Below are 19828 nucleotides of genomic sequence, written 5' to 3'. Positions count from 1 at the left end.
CGCGAGTTCCCGAGTGATCAGGTGTAGCCGAGCCCACGGCCGAGGTCTTCGGTGTCTCCGGAGTTCAGGGGATCGTCGAGATCGGCGACGATGTCATCCTCGGAGATCTCGGCCGTGGAACTGTGCAGGTGAGCATCGTCGTCGAAGTCTGTGGCCGCGTAGCTGGTGACGTCCGCAGCGTGTTCCTGAGCTTCGTCTCCGCCGAAATTCTGGTCGAGCAGGCTGGTGTATTGGTCGATGGCGTGTTCGGCGATCGTTCTGCCGTCATAGGTCATGGGGCTATCGATCGCCGCTTGCTGCCGGGCGACTGGGGCAGCGATGCCAGCGGTGGTCAGTGCTTCGAACTCATCGATCGCGTTGTCTGCTTGGTACCGCACGTATCGATTACCGGTGTCAGTAACCCATTCCGCGTCCAAGATTCTCACCTCCGTCCACGTCGTCCTCGGTCGCGTCGAAGGCCTGTATGCGAGGGTCTGTTTGGGAGGCGGTGGTCAGCGCGACTGTGATATCGATCCCCGCGAGATCTGCGGCGCGTGCGACATGCCCGGCTTCCCCGCGTAGCTGGCGGTACGTTGAGGTGTCGGCTTCGCGTTGTGCGGCCAGCGTTCGTCCGAGATCGTCGGGGATGTCTGCGTACGGCCGGACGGCGTCGATGACAGCGCCGGGATAGGTGATCTCGCCGACCCGGTTGCCGATGTCGACCAGCATGTTGTCTTCGCCGTATTCGTTAAGACCGTTGAAGACTTGGGCGAAGTAGGTTTGCATTCCTCGGTCCCATCCGACCACGATCTCCAGGTGCGGGTTTGCGGCCGTGTCTCGTGAGGTGAGGGCGACACGGTTGTTCGGGTATGCCACGGCCTATTCCTCTCTCGCTCTACCGGTCGTTCGTCTGTTTGCTGTCGGGCTGCGGGTCCGCGGCCGGGGTTGCCTGCGCTTCCGCTGTGTCGTTGGGAGTGGGATCGCTTCCGGGCGAGGAGTAGCGATCGGGTCGTGCGGATGTGCCGGCGTCTTTGTGGCTGCTGGCGCGGCAGTGAGCGTGTGTCCATTCACTGGCCAGGCGGGCGGCGAAGCCGGGCCGGAACGTGTGGTGCCAGTACTGGGCGTCCTTGACGTTGGCTCTGGGACCGGTGTTCGCCGCGCGCCAGAAGTAGGCGAGCGTGGCGACCTCGGCCAGGAGTCCGGGGTGACTCAGCCAGCAGTCCGGGATGGCAACGGCGCGCGAACCGGGGAGGCCGACGTAGGTGGTGTTGTAGTACTCGACGAAGAGGGCGATGCCGACCAGCGGGTCACTGGCTCCTGAATCAGGTTCGGTGCGGCCCGGGGGCTCGAATGGCACCCAGGGAGCCGGCCGGTTCCTTCTTTGCTCCGGGTCTGCCTCGTCCTCCGCGACGAGCCTTTGCAGCTGTATCGCGAGATCCTTGGCCAGGTCGTGCTGCTGCGCCACCTGCCGCCGTAGATCGCTGACCGCAGCACGCAGGACCGCGATCTGTTGTTCCGGTGTGGTGCCTGCCGCCGGTTCCTGCTGGCCGCCTGTTCCGTCGTGGTGGTCGTCCGGTTGTCGCCGCGAAGGCTGGGGAATGTCGTCGTTGCTCATCGCGAGCCGCCGATCGCGGTGGTGGCGGCACGAAGTTGCTGCGCCCGGTCGTAGGTGTAGCCGTCGGTGGTGATCTGGACGTTGCCAAACCGGATGCTGTCGACGTCGGCCTTGAGCTGGTCCCAGTCCTGTCGGCGGGATACGTCGACGGTGCGGCCGAGGATGGGGCGGAGATTGGCGTGGATGATCAGCACGCGGCCCTTGTCGAGGGTGCGGATAGCACCGGGCCGGTAGGTCAAGGCGTCTTCCGAGCCGGTGGCGGTGCGGCCGGCGCCGAGCCAGCCGTCACTGTGTTGCTGGTAGGTCTTGCGCCGATGGTGTCCCGCGAGGGTGGAAAGCCATTCCAGGGTCTTGTCGTCTTTGATGCTGTCGAAAATCGTCAAGGTGAGGGTGTTGTCGATCAGCTGCCGACGACCGTGTTCGCCGTAGAGTTCGTCGAGCTGGGAGCGGGACTGTGCGGACCAGTGGATGAGCACGCCGCGTCCGGACGTGTCGGCGATCAGGCCAGGTAGCCGCGGTACCGGCGTTCCGTCGAAGAGTTCGTCGAAGATCATGGTCGCGGCCGGTTCGAGTCGTCGGCGGTCTTGCTCAAGCGCGAGGTCCTGGGCGGTGGTGACGACCTGCTCTCCCATCGCGGTCAGCACTGGCCGGGCCTGCGGTGCTTGATGTTCGCCCGCGATGACGAACATGGACCCTTTGCGCAGGAGGAAGTCGCGGATGTCGAGCTCTTCACCGGGCGGTGGCGTGGCGAAGTCTCGGATCGCGGGATTCATGAAGGGTTCCAGGGCGCGGCGTACCGACATCCAGACTGCGTCGGAGGTCTCGGCTACCATGCCGATCTCCGAGGCGAGGTTGTAGGCGAAGTTCGGATAACGGGCGCTGAGGAGCTCGACCGGCTCTTGGTCAGCGGGTTTCGTGATCGCCCAGCTGACGAGATCGGTCACAGTCCGCTGATGGTCCGCGGCGGCGAGCAGATAGGCCTGGAGAACGATCGAGGCACGACCGCGGAAGACTTTGTCGTTGCCGCCGGTCTCGCGGAGGCCGAGCGAGGACGCTTCGATGAGGGTTTCGGCGCGGCGCAGCGCGACGGACGGATCGCTACAGCCGGTGATCGGTGACCAGCGGACCCGGGCCGGCCAGTGGACGGTTCCGGTGGCGTCACATAGCAGGACCGGTCCGGCGTTGGGCCGCCGTGTGCGCGCAAGCATCGCCCACTCAGCGAGGTCGGGCTTCGTGGTGGACGCGTACAGGGCGCCCGGTGCGGCGAGTGCCTTGTGGATGAGATCGGTGCGGCTCTTCCCGGAGCGGGTAGGCGCGATCACCCCTGTCGGGTTCTCCAGCGAGGTCACGAGCATCTGGTGATTTGGTCCACGGTGTAGCGGAACAGCGACGTCCGTGAGGTCGGCAGCTTTACGTTCCTGCTTGGTGAGATCGCCTCGGGTCCAAGCAGCTGTGGCGCGGGCGCGGCGCGGCGACAAGGTCTTGCGCATGTCCCGGCGGGTGGCGTGCCCGGGTTTCACCGGCCGCCACCGGCGTCGCCCCACGATGGCGAGCGTGCCGACGGCCGCCGCGATCAACCCCGCGAACAGGGCGAAGGTCGTCCAGAACACGGTGGCGTGGTCGTCGAGCGCGGAGGACCACGGTTCGCGCAGGTGTGCGCCGGGGCTGGCTGGGGCCGCGATGATGCGCCCCGCGTTCGGTAGCCAAGCCTGGAGCGGCGGCCAGTCCCAACCGCTACCGGTGATGCCGCATGTCACGGCCGCGGCGGCGTTGATCGCGGCCGCGAGGGCGATGATCAGTGTGAGCGCGGCGATGATCAGGCCCATGAGGGCTGCGTCGCGGTCCATGCCGCTGACGCGGGCCGGGTTGTTGCCCATCTGGCGGTCTCCCTCCCGAGTTCGGGGAGGGCGTGCTGGGGTCTGTGACGCGGCGGATCATCACGATCTTTCCGCTCCACGCGGACAGCGGTTCGAGGATCACGCCGGTGCTGGAGTCGTAGGCGTTGACGATCAGGCCGTGCCCCGCGTACATGCCGACATGGCGCGGATTAGCTGGTGTTCCAAGGGATCCGGGAATGAAGAGCAGGTCGCCGGGCATCAGCTGGTTCAGGCCGGGGACCGCGCGTCCGGCGTGCACTTGGCTGACAGTTCCGGCTGGAATCCCGACGCCTGCGGCGGCCCATGCGGCGAGCATGAGCCCGGAACAGTCGAATCCGTTCGGGCCTTTTCCGCCCCATACATAGGGTTTCCCCAGTTGCGCGAGTGCGTAGGTGACCGCTGCGCGCTGTCGCGGGTCGGCTGGGTATTGGTAGCCAGCGGGCAGTTTGGTGCGGTCGACGTCGTTCGGGCTGATCGGGATATCCGAGCCGCCGTCATCAACGCAGCCCGCAGGTAGCTCTGCGGGCTCCGCAGGTTGGCGGGCAGGCGCTGCCGGTGGCGCGGTGTCGTTCCATACCGCGCTGGTGATTCGCGCCGCCTCGGATTCCCGCGGCGCGTATCGGTCCGGGAAGCCGGACCGCTGGACGCGCTGCTGGGCTTGTCCGGGCGGAAGGGTGTCCCAGCCGGGGATGGCGACCAGCCGGTCGAGGAAGGCGTTCGTGGCGTAGACCGGGTTGAGGATCTGCGCCGGTGTGCCCCAGCCTTGGGAGGGGCGCTGCTGGTAGACGCCGAGGGAGTCACGGTCTCCGTAGTTCAGGTTGGCCAGTTTGGATTCCACGAGTCCGGTCGAGATGGCCAAGACAGCTGCTCTGCGAGGCAGACCGCGTTGCCGAACGATGGTGACGATCGTGCGGGCGATGTCCAGTTGTTCGGCGGACGGCGCGGGAGTGGGGTCTTTGACGATCCGACCGATGCCGGTCTCTGGCGGCTCGCAAATCTGTCCGGGACCACCGCCGACGGCGATCAGCACGAGGCCGAGTGTCGCGATCGGAGCTAGGACCTGGATCATGATCGCCGTTGCCATAGTGGCGATGAGGCTGCTGCGGGAGGTATCCATGACGGTTACCGGGTCGGGCGTGTGAGAGGGCGGAGCTGGGCATTGGTGTCGAAGTGACGTCGTTCAACGGCGCTGAGCACGGTCTGCACTTTCCGGCCAGTTTGGTTCTCCGTCTTCCATAGAGCGCGCCCACGACGATGGTTGGCCCATCCGGAGATTGCTTGTTGTTCTTTCTCCGCCAATGAGAGTGCGTCGCCGAGCTCTGACGCGACTCTGGTTGTCTGTCCGAAAAGGACTCTTGTGCTGAACAGGCTGAGCATGTCGCGGGCGATCGACGCTGCTTGCGATCCGGCGTCGCCCACGGTCAGGAGATCTGAGGGCTTGTGAACGAGCGCGATCTGGATGATCTTGTGCTTGCGTGAGAGGCGCAATTCGCTGTCGAAGGACATCAGCGCACGGACTCCGAGGCGCATTTGGCGCCATACCTCATCGCGGACGACGATGCGGATCTCACCATCGTCTTGGAGGTCGGTAGCGATGGCCGACCATGATCCGAGGCACGTCAGGGCGACAGCGACTGCCTTGTCGCCGCGGCTGTCCAGCCGGGACAGGTCCATCGATTGTGCGGGGGCATCCCAGTCGAGTTTCACGTTGGTCTGCGCGTCGAACATGCCGGCGAGCGGTCCTGCGGCCAGGTTCTTCAGAGCGTCGGTGATGGGGCGCAGGTGGTCGAGGAACTGGCGCCGGTCGGCGAACCTGCTCTCGCGCCAGAGTTCCTCGGGCGGATCGGCCAGGGCGCGGTGCACGTCGGGGATCGTGATCGGGCGAAGCCGGGTGTTGGCGTCCGCTGCGCCGACCGCGCGGTGCAGGACGGAGGAAAGGACGGCTTCGTCGGTCACGGTGGCGGCATACCCTTGGGCTTCGGCGAGCGCGGTAAGCAGTTGTACCCAACGGCTGAGAATCCACGAGAGTTCGCTGCGCTGTTGCCTCGCGGTCCAGCTGTCCCAGTGCGCCGTGAGCGGGCCGAGGTCCAGAGCGTTGACGCGGGCCGGGCTGCCCGGGCCGAGCACGATTGGTGTAGCTCCCAGTGCTTTCAGGACTGGGGTGTACTCGCCCTTGACGTCGCCGCTGATCAAAGTCTTTACGCCGAACGGCATCATGCGCGTCGTGAACGCGACGATGGTGGAGCTCTTCCCCGTGCCCGGCTCGCCGAAGCCGATAACGTTCGGGTTCGTGCAGGCTCCGGTGAGCACGGCTTCGACCGGATGGAAGTAGAAGGCTCCCCCGGCGGTGACGTCATAGCCTATCCTCGCCCCGGCCGCGGGCATCGGACTGGACGCCAGGAGCGGGAAGACACCACCGACTTCGTGCGTACTGGCCTGGTACACCGCGAGAGGCGGCGGTACTGGTGACCACCCGTGCCCTGGGCGTCGGCGACCGCGACGGGGAGCGATCGCTCGGTTGACCGGCTCACGGCGTCGGGTTCGCGGCTGCTCGGGCCTTCTCACCGCTGGCGGTGTGCCGAAGGTGGACAGCAGGTCTCGCACGGACCGTTCGGCGGCTGTGTGGTCGCGAGTCACCATCCACCTCCACGCAGTCGGGGGAGGCCGATCCCGAGCGGGAGCACGGTGGCGACGAACCCGGCATCCTGTGCGAGTTCCATGCGCAGCAACCGGAATCTCCCGGCGATGGCGCTTTCCAACCGGGCCGCGTGGTCTTCGACCGGCCAGGTCGACGGCACTGTGACCGCGGCCGCGACCGCGAATCTGACCATGCCGTGACCGGACGCGATCGCATCCTCCTGGATGCTGGCGCGTCGGGCTTCGTGGCGGTCTTCGGCGCTGGTGGCGAACCCTTTGGTCGCCTTCCAGTCCCGTATGACGCGGGTACGGAACCGGGTGCCACGTACGGCTCGGTGTGCGCGAGTGGCAGGCATGATTTCGTAGTGCACGGCGAGGCTCCGCCGTTCGCCCGGTGTTTTCACAGCCAGGAGAGAGCTGAGGGAACCGAACACCGTGCCTCGGTGCGGCATCAGCACCGCATACGACACGGTGGAGAAGCCATCGTGGTGGTAGGCCCGCGCTGACGGCGCCGGAGCATGAGTCGGTCCCGCCGCCGCCCACGGAAGTCCGGTGGAGGCGGGCTTTTCCTCGTTGTGACTCGCGTTCAGGATGGCCGCCGTCGCTGGATTGAACCCGGTGCGGATCGCTTCGGCTAGGTGTCCACCCGACAGCCAGCGAACACTGTGGGCGCCGAGAGCACGGAATCGTTCGTCGAGGCTGTCCAGGACCCGGTAGAGCACGATGGCGCGGCCGTTGGCGCCACCTCCGGCGGCGATGGCTGGGCGCCGGAGAGTGTCTTCCCGTCCGCTGATCGTCACGAAGATCTCGTGGCGGACCGAGGGCAGCCCGATGGTGCGATCGAGTTCCCTGGTTGTCTCGGCTGCCAGCGGTGGCGCCGGGACGACTTCGTTGCGGGCCCGCCATGCACGGTAGTCAGCCCCATCATCGGGAACAGTCCGCACCAGCAGTGACATCCGGTCGATCACCTCACGCTGACCCAGAGCTTCGAGCAGGTTCCCCAGTCGCGCCGCGAGCAGCTCGCATTCGTTATCCGACAGCATTCCCACCCCGGAATGGGACAGGCGTGCGGTCGCACCCCACCGTCCTTCACCGGTGTCGTGGATCAAGCAGACCCGTCCCTGGTCACGCAGCGGTGGCCCGTCCGGGAAGCGCACCCGGGTCAGCGCGCCGGGCAGGTCGGGCTCGTCGGGATCGACCTGCCCGGTGGCAGCTCGGGTTTGCCAACGCGTCCAGCCAAAGGCGGCACCAACCTGGAACAACAGCAGATGAGCGAGCCAGCGCGCGGCGGTCCTCCCGCGTACAGGCACAGCCACCAGCGCCGCGAGCGGGCCGCTGACGCACGCGATTATTAGCGCCTTGGTGATCTCCCCCGCGGAAAGAGTGATCACCACGGGCACGGTGAGCGCGACGCACGTCAGCGCCTGCACCGGTGTCAGCCCGAGGATCCAGCCGTCGTGCTCACGTCGTGACAGCCCTCGGTACACGCGACTGGTCATTCGAGCACCTTCCCCACGTTCGGGTCGCCGCCCTCGTCATCACCGTCGTCCTCGACTGCGGCGTCGACGGCGGATGCGGCGGCTGCCTCAGGAAGCACCCCGGCAACCGCGCCCGCAGCGTCGGACTCCGAGGATTCGTCTCCGGGTGCAGTTCCGTCACCAGTTTCAGCGGCCTCGCCGGTGTCACCCGTTGGATCAGGCGGCGGCGGAACGCCATCTCCTGTGGCGATCGCGCCTTCTTCGGTTCCACTTCGGCCGTTATCGCCGTCGAGCGCGTCGGCACTGGAGTCACTGGGTTCGTCCTCGGGAGCAGCCGGTTCGACATCATCCGTGGCCGAGTCGAAACGGTCAGTATTCGCCACCTCGGAGTCATCCGCAGTGCCGGCTTCGTCAGCTTCGCCGGAACCACCGAACAGTTTGTTCTTGGCCGCGTTGAACGCCGATTGCCCCGCTTTTCCTCCCGGACTGTCCGGGCCGTAGGAGTCCAACCCGGCATCGGAGAACGCTCCTCGAACGGCCGCGCCAGCTTCGGTATTGGGGTCGATGAAGGCGAACAGCTTGAACAACACCAAGGGGACCCAGACGGCCATCCAGAGGATGGCGACTCCCGCGAGCAAGCCCGAGAGCCCCTTCGCCTCGCCGGTCGCTCCGATGCCGATCACCAGCACTACGGCGATTCCCGGCTTGATGAAGATGATCGCCAGTACCCATCGCATACCGCGCCAGAACCAGACTGCTGTCGTGTTCGAGATGAGGCCCGCTGCGATGATCGGCACAGTCGCCGTCAACAGGTAGACGGCGGCTTCACGGAAGACCATCTCCATCGCGAAGCCCAACACTGCGGGCAGTAGACCGAAGATCGCGGTCAACCCGAGCACGACAGCCTTCACCGAGTCTGTGCCAGCGTCGACCAGCCCCATCGCTTTCAAGGCGTCACTGAAGTTCCCGACGTGCAGGACGTTCAGAATCCCGGTCGTGGCTCCGTCCGCGGCGGCCAGGAAGCCGGCGATCGCCCCGACAGTGACCGCGAGAGCCGCACCGTACTGGAACGGCCCGGACATGACACGGGTGAATCCGCGACCTCCGCGCAGGACCGACACGGTGATCTGCCAGAAAAATAGCCCGAGCGCGACGACGCCTCCGAGCCACAGCATCATCGGCCACAACGTCCCGACAGGCCCGTCCGTTGTCGATACCGTGAACGTCGAGAGCCAGTCGACCAGCGTGAACGCCTCGCGCAGCAACCACAGGGACGAGATCCAGATCCCCTGCATCGCCACTTCGAAGACACTGGATGCCAAGCCACCGACCAGATCACCGGCCGTCCGTCCCAGCCAGACGAAGACGTCCTCCGGGGTCATCGCGAAGTCCCACCCAGGCTGCGATACCCGGCCTGCACGGATTCCGCGCTACCTGGCCACGCGCTCGCTGCCATCGCGGCCTGGTTTCCCGTGCTGATGCGCCACGCGTCCCCGGTCCAGCGCATCGCCTGGCAGTCACCGACCCCCATGGACGTCGACTGTCCTTTGTAGTCAAAGGTGAGGATTCCGAGTACGCAGACCACCGCGTATCGGCCTTGGTCGGTGGTTCCCTTGATCTGCCCGTGGGTCACGTCGTAGGTGACCGTCAAGCCGGGCTTCAACTCTCCGGCCGCGATTCCGGCACGCATGCGGAAGGTGGAGAGCAGGGTGTGCAGTCCCGTGCGGTCGACCGCGGGCGCGCCGGGTAACGCGATATCGGCGTAGGCCCGGTCGTAGACGGTCGGGTCTCCGCCTCGCAGGCCCACTTCATCGGCTGCCTTCAGCTGGGCAAGCGCTCCTTCGGGTGTTCCCGGGAAACCGCCGGGGATCCACACGCCAGCGGCATGACTCGGTTCCGGAATTTGCAGCACGGGCCCCGCCTGTGGGCTCAGCTCGTGAGGCTGCGCGGCCTCCGCAGGCAGGCGAAGCATCGGGCGCAGTGCGAGTTTCTTCTGTGCTACAACGTCCCAGCCGGGTTCCGGGGTTGGCTCAGGCTCGAGTGTGGTGACCTTCCCGGGCACAGCCGTGCGGCTAAGCCCTGTTCCTCCTGGCGGCGCTGTAGTCGTTGAACGGGAATTCGCGATGGCCAGCGCAGCAGCAAGGCCAACTGCTGCCAATGTGACGAGCACCAGAGCGAGAATCGTCATCCGGGCATGACGGGGGCGACGATCGGCGTCGGGAGTGAACATGCCGCTCACCCCTTGGAGAATCCGTCGATCAGCGAGTAGCCGATCCCGTACAGGATGGCTCCGCCGATGGCGCAGAGCATCATGACCAAGCCGACCTTTCCCGCGCGGTGGTGGTCGACCCAACGACCGCCGGCCCAGACCGTGAGGCCGATGAAAAACGCCGCCATCAAAGCGATTCCCGCGGCCCACTTGACGTTGTTGAGGAGGCCGAGGATCGCCTTGGCGCCTGGCGGCTCTACGGGGACGGGGTTCGGAAGGGGTGCCGGGCTAGGCGGTGGAGGGGCCGGTTGCTGGGTCAGCCATTCCACGATGGTGTGGGCGATCATGACTGCGCCCTCCCTTTTCACGGGCCTGGTCCTTCGGACCTGGCGTACGGAGCCGGGAGGGCTTGTCGGTGGATAGCAATTCGAGTCGCCGTAGCATCGGGAGCACGGCCGAGCGAACGCGCGGCGGTGTGACGCCAGCGGTCACACCGTGAGCGGCCAGCTCGGGATCAGGCCGCAGGAAGATGGCGCTGTCGAGCAGCTTTTGTACGCGGATTCCGGCGGTGGCCGTGACGGTGGCGGGCCATCGTCGTGCCCCAACCACCACCAGTTGCACCGGTAGTGTGACGGCATCGACTCGGTTCCAGGTTTCGAACCTCGCGAGAATCTGTTCGGCGTGGGCCAGCGATGGCGCACTCGGCCGGACTGCGAGAATCGGTATCGGGGCCGGATTACCGCCGCGCAGCCACGCTCCTGCCCCGAGGAGCGGGTGTGCGCCGACGCGCCACGGGTCGTGTCCGATGTCGACAACCGTGACATCGATCTTGCGCGGACCCGGGCGCCAGAACGGTGGTGGGGGCAGCATTCCCGGCGCGAGGACCGGGAGCGTCGTTTCCGCGCGAGCCAGCAGGGCCTGGGCGCGCCAGGAGAACCGGATCCGGATCGCCGGATGAGGCCCTGGTACCTGGGGGCCGTCAACCGCGGAGGCGCGGCTCAGGCCGGACCGGCTCGGGTCGGCCGTGTCGACTATCAGCACGGACCGGCCGGCAATCTGCAGCGCGTCGGCGACGGTTGCGGTGGTGACGCTGGCTCCTGCGCCCGGGGATGCGGCGAGGACCGGGACCACGCGCCCGAAGCCCGCCCAGTCGGCAGGGCTACCACTAGGTTGCCCGGCCTGCCAGACGCACGCGGCGACCGCACGGGCGGTTGCCGCGGCGACCGAGGCGCTCCGGTCTACGTCGTGAGCTGACGGGGACGTGTCCGCGCTGCTGCGTCCTGCCTCGATGCCACGGGCCAGGATCTCGGCGTCGACAGCGGCGTGGAGATCGGGACGGCTCAACGCCCTTTCGCCAGGACGAACTGCGGGTGGCCCGGACGGCGGTTCTCGTCGATTCACGTTCCGCCTCCTCTCCAGGGGGATCTACCGACAACCCGGTCGGTTGTCGGCAACAAGATCCGGCGGAGAGTGGCCGGACCCGCGTGAGCGATCGCCCATGCGGGGTAATTTCACGATCTGAGGCATGCCGCTGGTACGGGAGCCAGCCACACGAAGCCCTGGTCGACGGCGGAACGACGCACACCGAACCAGGCTCAGATCGTCTCACTTTGTTGACTATCTGCCGTCAACACTAGGCGATCAAGCGATAATGTCAACTAAAGTGAGCATTCAGGCGACTAGATGCCCAGTCAGGCAGCCCGCCTGAGTACGGTGTGCGGTGAGCTGAAAGGGGGATGCCGATGGTCGACGACGCGGACACGACAGCGGCCGAGGACAGCAGCGACACGGGACCTGCCGAATCGCCGGTGCCGCTGCGTGCGCCGGCAGCGCAGATCCAGCTGACAACCACGCTGCTGTCACTGCCGACCCTGGCGGAACGCTTGTCCTACCTGATCGACCACGAGTCCTTCTGTTACACGTGGCGCGGCGAACCGGTGCTCGACCCCGAGGTGATCGCCGAGAAGCCACGCGGCTTGAAGCAAAAGAGGGTGTACCCGCCGAAGATCGCATCATGGGTCGAGCGCAGGGCAGGCGCGAAGAGCCTCAGCCGCGCGATGATCTACTCCTATGCCGCCGGTAAGACACGCAACCTCCGGGCACCGGTCGCGCTCGCCCTGGCGGACTTCTGGCGCATCGATGCCCGCCTGCTGGACCCTTCTGTTCCGTCCAGTCAGCTCGAAGACCTCTTGGATGATCCCGAAGGGCTCAACGATCTGGATCGGCGGACCTACGAGTTGATGACCCGGATCGGGTTCACAGGGGTTCGCCCCCGGGAAGTGCAGTCGCTGGGCCAGGACGATGTCGTTCAGCGGATGGCATTTCTGGAGGTTCTGCAAGCGATCGACCGCAGCCGGTCGTCACCGGACACCGAACAACCGCCATCGTCGTGACGGGTGCCGCCGCAGGGAAGCAGTAGCCGGCCGATGAGGTGGCCCGTGACACCGGCCGGAGTCCCTGCTGGCACCGACGCGCTGGGTGATGTCGATCACCGCCTCGTCGGTCCATGCGTGCGCCACCTCGGCGATCCAGTCCAGTTCTCGCTGTTCGTCGGCCGTCAGCTTGGTGGGCTGCGGCGCGGGGTCGGCGTGCTGCCCTGACGTCGCGACGTGTGAGCCCTCCTCGAAGGCGGCGAGGGCGATTCTCAGTTCGGCGGCCGCGGTCACGCGCGCCCCGCGCCTGGCGCCCAGCCGCCGCTGTGTGATCACCTTGGCGATCGTGGGTTCCAGCGTGGGATCGACATAGCGTCGCAGCGTCAGGCAGGCGTCGAAGACCTGGACGACTTGCCTGCGGAAATCCGGGGCGTCCTCCCCTTCGTACAACCCAGACCGGGACCAGACCGGCCGAAGGCGCCCCCAAAGAAGTTTGATCGCTTCGGCACGTGCTTGCTCCCTGAATTCGTCGACCCGGCGTGCGGCAGCCGCGAAACCTGATCCCGCAGCGAAGAGGACAGCGCCGAGGGCTTCGGCGAGGAGCGTGAAGGCGGAGTTCCTGATCGGCACGTCGGGAAAGGCGAGGGTTTGTAGCAGTATCAGCGCCTTCCACACCAAGCCGGCTAGCCCGACACCCATTCCCAGGGCAGCGAGGACGATCCCGACGCGCACCTCCGAGTCAGCGCCGCGAGAAATCCGCCAAGCTCCACGGATGAACGCCACGATCCACACGATCATGAATCCGAGATAGATCAGCGCGAATACCAGCGACCCCGGGTGTCGACCGGTGGCACCGAACTGCGGATCCGCCGTGCCGAACAGCACGTACAAGACAGCGAGCGCTCCAGCGCATCCCGCGAATAACGCAACTGTTGCCCGCATCCGGACTGTCGTCGCCGTCACCGTACGCAGGAAGCCTGCCATACAGACCATCGCGAGCATGGTCAAGATGCAGTGGATCAGGTAGGCGACGTGCAGTGCTCCCGCGTGCTGGTCACTCCAGCGCATCGTGGCCGGCGCTCCCGCCACCAGGGAAGCACTGGCGAGCAACAGCCCGAGGGTGAGGTAGTCGCGGCTCAGCGCGGAAGGCAGATGCCGGTCCACGGCCAGCCTGCGGGCGCATTCACTGAAGGCGGCCAGCGCGGCAACGTAGGCCGCCATGCTGGGAAGGTCAGACACCGTACTGGTACCGGTGGCTTCGTGATCCGAACGCCGCGAGCACCTCGCGGTAGGACCCGCGCATCCGGTGCCGCCGTTCCACCAGCCTTACCCGTGCCGCGAAGCGGTAGGCGAACTCTTCTGCCTCCAGCTCTTCCCCGGGCTGACGGCGACCGTCGTGGGATTCAGGGCTGCGCGAGCACTGGTGCCCCAGGAGCAGGTGGCCGAGCTCGTGCGCCAGGATGTGCACGACGTGCGCCAATGGGGTCCCCCGCACCACGAACACGTAGTCCATCGCCTCGGTGGTCACGAGCATGCCGCTGGGGGTCGCCGCCGTGGCATTCATCCGCCACAGCGTCAACGGTGTCTTCCGCTGCGCGCTCAATTCCTCGAGGAACGTCGTCACTTCGAACCCGGGCCGGATCGGCAGCGTCTCGATCAGATCGTCGCAACGCCGCCTGAGTTCTCTCCGGCTGCCCCCGAAAGCCATGGCGTCCCCTCTCCCTCGCTACGCCTGGTAGACCGCGTGTGTTCGGTACCGGGCAGATCTGAGCCACATGCCTGCGCCGGGTCCGGCGCCACTGTGGCGGCATCGACAGTCTGCTTAGTTGATTGTCAGTCTGTTGAAAACCAACGGAGCTGGATAGGGCGAGTCGTTGCCGATCATGCGGGGACAACGCTGACCTGCGTAAATCATCCATTTAGCTCGAAGGGCAGTGTTGCCTCTTTCTGTGGGACAGCGTCGAGTCTGGCAGGGTCTGCCCGAGGGATCTTGGGAGGAAAACACGGGTGAAAGGCACGAAACTGCGTGGGGTCGTCGCCGTGGTGGCGGCGGTGGTGGCGGTGCCGCTAGCGGCCTGTAGTGCAGGTAGCGACAAGCCGGCTTCGGTCGGCGCGGTCCCGAAAGTCGCGGTCGTCTTAGGCGGCAACGCCCAGGACCGCGGCTTCAATCAGGCCGCGGCCGATGCCGCATACGAACTTCAGCGGCGCGGTGAGATCAGCGTTCAGATCTCGGAGAACGTCGCTGCCGCCGAAGCCGAGACCACGCTGCGGCAGTACGCGACCTCGGGCTTTGACCTCGTCATTGGCTGGGGCCTGGGATTCTCTGACCCTGTTTTCAGGGTGGCTAAACAAGTGCCCAACGCGCGCATGGTCGCCACCGGCGGGGTCGACATCCTGGAGCGGGCAACCGCGTCTGTCGAGACGTGGACCTACGACGCGCTGCAACTCGGCTACCTGATGGGCTACATCGCTGGATCGACGCAGTTGTCGCCGGTCGCCGTCGTCGACGGCGAGCAGGCGCCGTTCCTCCAGGCTCAGTGGTTCGGCTTCGGCCAAGGGCTCGCGGCCGCCAATCCGGGCGCGCGGCAGCTTCCGCCGGTCTACACCGGTTCTTTCGAAGACGCCGCACGGGCGTCGGCGGCCACCACCGCGCAGATCGCGGCCGGCGCGAAGCTCATCGCGACCAACGCGGAGGGGTACAGCGTGGGCGTCGCGTCCGCGGCACAGACCGCCGGTGTCCCGACCATCGGCTTGTCGGCGTCGACCAGCGCCGCCGCGGCATCGGTGAACATCGGCCAGGTAAAGACCGATATGCTGCCAATCCTGTCCCAGTGGATCGCGAGGCTCAGGGACGGCACATTCGGCAGCAAGGGCACAACCTCGACCATCGCGAACAAGTCGCTCGTGGCAGCGGACATCAGGAAGGTCCCGGCCGCGCCCGGGATGCCCGCAGATCTGGACAAACGGATCGCCGATTTGGCGGAGCGTCTGCGAGCGGGCGCGGTGACCATCACACCCTGGCAGCCGGGCCGATGAGCGCGGCGCCGCTGCTGGCGCTGCGCTCGGTGTCCAAAAGGTTTTCCGCGGTCCAGGCGCTCGACACCGTCGACCTGGCCGTGCACCGTGGGCAGATTCACGCCTTGCTCGGCCAGAACGGCGCGGGAAAGAGCACCGCGGGAAAGATCCTGGCCGGGCTGGACGCGCCCGACGAAGGCCATGTCGAAATCGCCGGTTCACCGGTCTGGTTCGGCGGGCGCGGTGACGCGATCCAGCACGGGATCGGAATCATCCCGCAGGCCGACAGTCTCATCGACGACCTCACTCTCGTGGAGACCCTGGCCCTGAGCCAGCCCCATCGCGTCGTGCGCCGTCGCACGCTCACGGCGAAGCTGCGATCCGCCGCGTCGCAGGCCGGAGTTCCGATCGCTCTGGACACCCCGGCGCGGCATCTCAGCCGAGGTGAACGCCAACTCGGAGAACTGGTCATCTCGCTGGCACAAGACGCTCGCGTCCTGCTGCTCGACGAACCTACCTCCGCCCTCGGCCCGCGCGAGGTCGACACCTTGTTCGACCGCCTACGCGCGGTCGCTGATACGGGCGTGGCGGTCCTGCTCATCAGCCACCACCTCGCGGATGTACGCCGCGTCGCGGACACCGCGACCGTGCTCGCGCACGGCCGGGTTGTCCACACAGGACCGGTCGCCGCCGTCGACGACGAGACCCTGGCCCGCGCGATCATCGGCGATAGCCAAGCACCACCCCCGCCTCCTCCATTCCGGGCTCGTGAACCCGGTGAGGACGTCCTGGTGCTGTCTGGCGTCACCGCGACATGCGGAGACCCGGTCCCAGTCCGGGACATCAGCCTCCGGGTCCGCGCGGGCGAAGTCGTCTGTGCGGTGGGCGTCGCCGGCAACGGCCAGCGCGCACTGGCCGAGGTCGCCGCAGGACGGATCACCCCTGCCTCCGGCACGGTGTCCGGCGGGCGCCGAGTGGCCTATGTGCCCGAGAGTCGGCTCGACGCGCTGCTGCCGGGGCGTGCCACGTGGTGGTCGGCGATGGCGACGCGTCTGCGCGAGCCCGCGTTTACCCGCCGCGGCACGCTCGACACTGCCGCTCTCGTGCACGCCGCTGGTGCGTTGCTTGATCGACACGACGTGCGCCCGCGGGACTCGCGAGTCGCCGTAACGGCGCTGTCGGGCGGGAACCAGCAGAAACTAATTGTCGGTCGCGAACTCGATAGCGATCCGGATGTCGCGGTCCTGCACGGGCCGACACAAGGCCTGGACCTGGTGGCGACCCGGGCGATCCATGCCGAGATCCGCCGAGCGGCCGATGCTGGAGTGGCCGTCCTGGTGATCTCCGCAGACCTGGACGAGGCCCGCCAGCTCGCGGATCGGGTCGTCGTGCTGTCCAAAGGCCGAGTCCTCGCCGATGTCCCCGCCAGCGAGCTCGACGACACGGTGGCCTGGCGACTGACCTCCGGGCTACCCGCCGCTGATGCCGCTCCGGGTAGCGTCGCCGAGGACGATGCCGAGTGAAAGCCCTGCTGCGACGCGAGTATCTGATCGGGGCCGCGGTCGCCGTCCTGGGCTTTGTCCTGGTGGTCGTTCTCGTCCTCGCCTCCGGCGGTGATCCCCTGGACGCCCTTGTCGGCTGGTTCGACGGCGCGTTCGGACTGCCCTACAACCTGTCGCAAACCATCACCTCCGCCATTCCGCTCATCGTGATCGCACTCGGCGCTGCGGTTCCGCTCCGGACTGGTGTCATCGTGGTCGGCGCTGAGGGGCAAATGATCGTCGGGGCGATCACCGCGGCAGCGGTGCTGTTGCCCCTGGGCGGATCAGTGCCGTCATGGATGGCGTTGTCGCTCGGCGCGGTGGCTGGCGCGGGCGGAGGCGCGGCCTGGTCGCTGTTGCCCGGCGTCGCGCTACTGCGCTGGCGGGTATCAGAGATCCTGACAGCGCTGCTAGCCACGATCATCGCCGTGCAACTGCTGGCGTATCTGCTGCGGACTCACCTGCGCGATCCCGCCGGTTCCGCGACCGCGCGTAGCGCCAATCTTCCCGAGGCCGCACTCATTCCGTGGCTGCCGGTGCCCGGCAGGGTCAGCACCGCGCTATTCGGCGTCCTCGTGCTGCTCGTCGTGGCGATCTGGTGGCATCGCTCACGCGGCGCCGTCCTGCTCGAGATCTTCGGCGAGCGTCGGTGGCTCGCCGAACGCGCAGGCGTCACACCGGCGCGGGCGCTGCTGGCGACGACCGCTGTGTCCGGAGCGGCGGCCGGGCTGGCGGGCTGGATCCAGCTCGCTTCCGTCGACGAACGACTCACACCCGCGGTGGCGGGCGGCGTCGGGTTCGGAGGCCTGATCGTGGCGGTCCTAGGCGGGTGCCGCCCGATCCCGATTGTCGTGGCCGGCGTCGTCTACGCGGCCATCGCCACCGGAGCGGGCGGCGTCCAGGTACGTACCGGGATCCCGTCGGCGATCGGCACCGTCGCACAAGCGGTCCTGCTCGGCGCGACGGTGCTCGCGATCGCCCTCGTCCGGCGCGCGGCAGCCCGCCGGACCGCCTCCGCCCATGCTGTCGCCGTGCGCGGTGGTCACGATGGCTGACTTCGTGGTCCTGGTGATGATCGGTGCCATCAGCTCAGCGACACCGTTGATCCTGGCGGGGCTCGGCGAGGCGGTGCTGGAGCGCGCCGGAGCAGGAATCGGCCTCGGTCTGGAAGGGATGATCGTGTGCGGAGCGCTCGCTGGCGTACTCGGTTCCGCCGTGGCCGGTCCCTGGGCAGGACTCGGCGCGGGTGTCCTCAGTGGTCTCGCGTTCGGCGGCTTGTACGCGGCGGGGCTGGCGTGCGGCGCGGACGGGGTCCTGGTCGGGATCGCGCTGACCCTGTTCGGTACCGGCCTCAGCACCTTCGTGTCCCAGGTCGCCGACCCCGCCGGACAGACCGCGCTGAGCGTGCCGACACTACCGACCGTCACTCTGCCGGGCCTGGCCAAGCTCCCGGTGCTCGGGCCGCTGTTCACCGGCACGAGCGTTTCGGCCTATCTCGCGATCGTGTCGACCGTGGTCGTGTGGTGGATGTTGCGCTCCAGCAGGCTGGGATTGCGGCTGCGGGCCGTCGGTGATGATCCCGGCTCAGCAGCCGTCCTCGGAATCTCGGCGCGTAGGCATCGCACCACGGCGGCGCTGATCGCCGGCGGGTTCGGCGGCCTGGCGGGCGCCGTGCTGTCACTCTCGTCCATCGGCAGTTTCGCCCCGATGATGTCTGCGGGGCGCGGCATCATCGTGCTCGCCGTCGTCATCCTCGCGCGCCGCCGTCCGCTCGGGGTCGCCGCGACGGCGTTGCTGATCGGTGTCTTCGACAGCCTCGCGCTGCTCGCGCAAACCCGCTCCCTGGGACTGCCGGTCGAGGCCTATCAGCTGCTGCCGTGGATCGCGGCGATCGCGCTGCTCATCGTCGACGGGCGCCGCAGAGCCCGACGTGCCCACCACCTCCCAGAACAGAAGGAGCCGACGTGACCGCCTCCCATCCGTTCGCGCCCCCGGCGCACGAACAGAACTGGGTTACCGCCGCCACGGAACTCGCGGCGGACTTCGCGAAGACGGCCGCCGACCGCGACCGAACCTGTGACCTGCCAATCGAGCACCTGCGCGCCCTGCACGAGGCCGGCATCGACGCCGCCATCCTCCCCACCGCCCTCGGCGGGGAAGGACTCAGCTACCGCAGTTACGGTGCGATCGTCCGCGCCGTAAGCGCCGCGTGCCCGTCAACCGCGTGCATCTGGGTCATGCACATGGGTGCAGCGATCGGCCTCGTCGAAATGTCCACCCCAGATAACGCGAAATTCTGGGCTGACGAACTCATCGGTGGCGCACGGTTCGCCAACGCGCTGTCCGAACCGAGCAGCGGGAACTTGTTCTTGCAGCCTCTCCAGCACGCCGAACCCGCCAACGGCGGCTATCGGCTGTCCGGCGCGAAACGCTTCTCCTCAGGCTGTGAGGTCGCCGACCACTTCCTGATCAACGCGCTCGTCGACGACAGGCCCGCGTTTTTCGGCCTTGACGCCGATCCCACGATGACCTTCGTCCCGATCTGGGACACCATGGGCCTGCGCGCAAGCCGTTCCCAGCTCATAACCTTCGCCGACACGTTCCTCCCCGAAGATCGACGCTGCCCGCCTTCGACCGGGCCGCGGCCGAACCACATCGGCGCCGGTCTCGCGTTCCTGTCGCTCGGCATCGCGGACGCAGCGATCGCCGCGCTCACCGTTCACGCCCGAACCCGAACGATCCCGACCACCGGCGATCCGCTGGCGGGCATGCAATGGGTGCGTCTCGCCGTGGGGGACGTCGCCTCCCGGCTGGAAGCCGCCGCGATGTATGCCCAGCACATGACCTGGCTCGCCGACCAGAACGATCCCGGCTTCTTGTCGGCGACGATGCACGCCAAGCTGCTGGCCAACTCCATCGCCCGGGACGCCGCGGACCTTGGTCTCCGCATCGGCGGCGGCTCCGGCTACATCCGCGGGGACACCGAGCGGATTTTCCGGGATGCCCAGGCCGGATGGCTCATGGCCTACTCCGGTGAAATCTGCCAGGACACCATCGGCACGAGCCTCCTCTCCCCCACTCCGCAGGACGGTCACCATGGCTAAG

The 19828-nt window shown here is 67.3% G+C and carries 18 protein-coding genes; 6 read left to right on the top strand and 12 right to left on the bottom strand.

Going from position 1 to position 19828, the window contains the following annotated elements:
- Positions 1 to 17: 17 nt before the first annotated feature.
- The 10 genes from ED92_RS42645 to ED92_RS42640 all read right to left on the bottom strand — a co-directional run bounded on the left by ED92_RS42645 (position 18) and on the right by ED92_RS42640 (position 10142).
- Complete coding sequence (locus ED92_RS42645; protein WP_152611142.1) at positions 18 to 416, bottom strand: hypothetical protein; 399 nt, start codon at positions 414 to 416, stop codon at positions 18 to 20.
- On the bottom strand, positions 394 to 855 hold the full coding sequence (locus ED92_RS38420) for a hypothetical protein (protein ID WP_037347331.1): 462 nt from the start codon (positions 853 to 855) through the stop codon (positions 394 to 396). The genes ED92_RS42645 and ED92_RS38420 overlap by 23 nt, the downstream gene beginning before the upstream one ends.
- A 19-nt stretch (positions 856 to 874) precedes the next feature.
- Positions 875 to 1594: a hypothetical protein gene (locus tag ED92_RS38415; RefSeq protein ID WP_037347328.1), complete on the bottom strand. Its 720-nt coding sequence runs from the start codon at positions 1592 to 1594 to the stop codon at positions 875 to 877.
- A complete protein-coding gene (locus ED92_RS38410) occupies positions 1591 to 3420 on the bottom strand; it encodes a type IV secretory system conjugative DNA transfer family protein (protein WP_235213506.1) in 1830 nt (609 codons plus the stop codon). The genes ED92_RS38415 and ED92_RS38410 overlap by 4 nt, the downstream gene beginning before the upstream one ends.
- A complete protein-coding gene (locus ED92_RS42255) occupies positions 3329 to 4555 on the bottom strand; it encodes a C40 family peptidase (RefSeq protein WP_162836916.1) in 1227 nt (408 codons plus the stop codon). Before ED92_RS42255 ends, ED92_RS38410 begins: the two co-directional genes overlap by 92 nt.
- Before the next feature lie 38 nt (positions 4556 to 4593).
- A complete protein-coding gene (locus tag ED92_RS38400) occupies positions 4594 to 5856 on the bottom strand; it encodes an ATP-binding protein (RefSeq protein ID WP_235213495.1) in 1263 nt (420 codons plus the stop codon).
- A 248-nt stretch (positions 5857 to 6104) separates the two neighbouring features.
- Positions 6105 to 7595 (bottom strand): SCO6880 family protein, encoded by a 1491-nt coding sequence (locus ED92_RS38395; protein WP_235213494.1) that lies wholly within the window; start codon positions 7593 to 7595, stop codon positions 6105 to 6107.
- Positions 7596 to 7603: 8 nt separating this feature from the next.
- Positions 7604 to 8968 carry a hypothetical protein gene (locus ED92_RS38390; RefSeq protein WP_037347320.1) on the bottom strand — a complete coding sequence of 455 codons (1365 nt, stop codon included), beginning with the start codon at positions 8966 to 8968 and terminating at the stop codon, positions 7604 to 7606.
- Positions 8965 to 9816: a hypothetical protein gene (locus ED92_RS38385; RefSeq protein ID WP_235213493.1), complete on the bottom strand. Its 852-nt coding sequence runs from the start codon at positions 9814 to 9816 to the stop codon at positions 8965 to 8967. The genes ED92_RS38390 and ED92_RS38385 overlap by 4 nt, the downstream gene beginning before the upstream one ends.
- 5 nt (positions 9817 to 9821) lie before the next feature.
- Complete coding sequence (locus tag ED92_RS42640) at positions 9822 to 10142, bottom strand: hypothetical protein (protein WP_052121217.1); 321 nt, start codon at positions 10140 to 10142, stop codon at positions 9822 to 9824.
- 1395 nt (positions 10143 to 11537) lie between these two features.
- Here ED92_RS42640 and ED92_RS38375 point away from each other — a divergent pair.
- A complete protein-coding gene (locus ED92_RS38375) occupies positions 11538 to 12188 on the top strand; it encodes a hypothetical protein (RefSeq protein ID WP_152611141.1) in 651 nt (216 codons plus the stop codon).
- Here the strand turns inward: ED92_RS38375 and ED92_RS38370 are convergent.
- Together ED92_RS38370 and ED92_RS41555 are read right to left on the bottom strand one after the other, a co-directional pair.
- Positions 12156 to 13388: a DUF6545 domain-containing protein gene (locus tag ED92_RS38370; RefSeq protein ID WP_152611140.1), complete on the bottom strand. Its 1233-nt coding sequence runs from the start codon at positions 13386 to 13388 to the stop codon at positions 12156 to 12158. The two genes, ED92_RS38375 and ED92_RS38370, sit on opposite strands and share 33 nt — an antisense overlap.
- Before the next feature lie 10 nt (positions 13389 to 13398).
- Positions 13399 to 13875, bottom strand: coding sequence for an ImmA/IrrE family metallo-endopeptidase (locus tag ED92_RS41555; RefSeq protein WP_052121214.1), 477 nt, complete (start codon positions 13873 to 13875; stop codon positions 13399 to 13401).
- Positions 13876 to 14174: 299 nt separating this feature from the next.
- On the opposite strand from ED92_RS41555, the gene ED92_RS38360 reads away from it, so the two are divergent.
- From ED92_RS38360 to ED92_RS38340, 5 genes are read left to right on the top strand one after another with little or no spacing between them, the layout of a single operon-like run.
- A complete protein-coding gene (locus tag ED92_RS38360) occupies positions 14175 to 15203 on the top strand; it encodes a BMP family ABC transporter substrate-binding protein (protein ID WP_037347311.1) in 1029 nt (342 codons plus the stop codon).
- The gene (locus ED92_RS38355; protein ID WP_052121212.1) at positions 15200 to 16705 is read left to right on the top strand and encodes an ABC transporter ATP-binding protein; all 1506 of its coding nucleotides are present in this window, start codon (positions 15200 to 15202) and stop codon (positions 16703 to 16705) included. Before ED92_RS38360 ends, ED92_RS38355 begins: the two co-directional genes overlap by 4 nt.
- Positions 16702 to 17778: an ABC transporter permease gene (locus ED92_RS38350; RefSeq protein WP_037347310.1), complete on the top strand. Its 1077-nt coding sequence runs from the start codon at positions 16702 to 16704 to the stop codon at positions 17776 to 17778. Before ED92_RS38355 ends, ED92_RS38350 begins: the two co-directional genes overlap by 4 nt.
- Positions 17771 to 18691 carry an ABC transporter permease gene (locus ED92_RS38345; protein ID WP_161791141.1) on the top strand — a complete coding sequence of 307 codons (921 nt, stop codon included), beginning with the start codon at positions 17771 to 17773 and terminating at the stop codon, positions 18689 to 18691. The genes ED92_RS38350 and ED92_RS38345 overlap by 8 nt, the downstream gene beginning before the upstream one ends.
- Positions 18688 to 19827: an acyl-CoA dehydrogenase family protein gene (locus ED92_RS38340; protein ID WP_037347309.1), complete on the top strand. Its 1140-nt coding sequence runs from the start codon at positions 18688 to 18690 to the stop codon at positions 19825 to 19827. The genes ED92_RS38345 and ED92_RS38340 overlap by 4 nt, the downstream gene beginning before the upstream one ends.
- Position 19828: the final 1 nt, after the last annotated feature.

Source organism: Amycolatopsis sp. MJM2582 (assembly GCF_000754115.1).
In the GTDB taxonomy this organism is placed as follows: Bacteria; Actinomycetota; Actinomycetes; order Mycobacteriales; family Pseudonocardiaceae; genus Amycolatopsis; species Amycolatopsis japonica.
The sequence above is the reverse complement of the archived record's forward strand: the minus strand, read 5'-3'. Positions and strand labels throughout refer to the sequence as shown.

Coding starts and splice junctions, on each gene's coding strand:
- ED92_RS42640 (WP_052121217.1), bottom strand. CDS start 10,142: ATGATCGCCCACACCATCGTGGAATGGCTGACCCAGCAACCGGCCCCT.
- ED92_RS38385 (WP_235213493.1), bottom strand. CDS start 9,816: ATGTTCACTCCCGACGCCGATCGTCGCCCCCGTCATGCCCGGATGACG.
- ED92_RS41555 (WP_052121214.1), bottom strand. CDS start 13,875: ATGGCTTTCGGGGGCAGCCGGAGAGAACTCAGGCGGCGTTGCGACGAT.
- ED92_RS38390 (WP_037347320.1), bottom strand. CDS start 8,968: ATGACCCCGGAGGACGTCTTCGTCTGGCTGGGACGGACGGCCGGTGAT.
- ED92_RS42255 (WP_162836916.1), bottom strand. CDS start 4,555: ATGGCAACGGCGATCATGATCCAGGTCCTAGCTCCGATCGCGACACTC.
- ED92_RS38415 (WP_037347328.1), bottom strand. CDS start 1,594: ATGAGCAACGACGACATTCCCCAGCCTTCGCGGCGACAACCGGACGAC.
- ED92_RS38375 (WP_152611141.1), top strand. CDS start 11,538: ATGGTCGACGACGCGGACACGACAGCGGCCGAGGACAGCAGCGACACG.
- ED92_RS38370 (WP_152611140.1), bottom strand. CDS start 13,388: ATGGCGGCCTACGTTGCCGCGCTGGCCGCCTTCAGTGAATGCGCCCGC.
- ED92_RS38400 (WP_235213495.1), bottom strand. CDS start 5,856: ATGCCCGCGGCCGGGGCGAGGATAGGCTATGACGTCACCGCCGGGGGA.
- ED92_RS38410 (WP_235213506.1), bottom strand. CDS start 3,420: ATGGGCCTGATCATCGCCGCGCTCACACTGATCATCGCCCTCGCGGCC.
- ED92_RS38345 (WP_161791141.1), top strand. CDS start 17,771: ATGGCTGACTTCGTGGTCCTGGTGATGATCGGTGCCATCAGCTCAGCG.
- ED92_RS38355 (WP_052121212.1), top strand. CDS start 15,200: ATGAGCGCGGCGCCGCTGCTGGCGCTGCGCTCGGTGTCCAAAAGGTTT.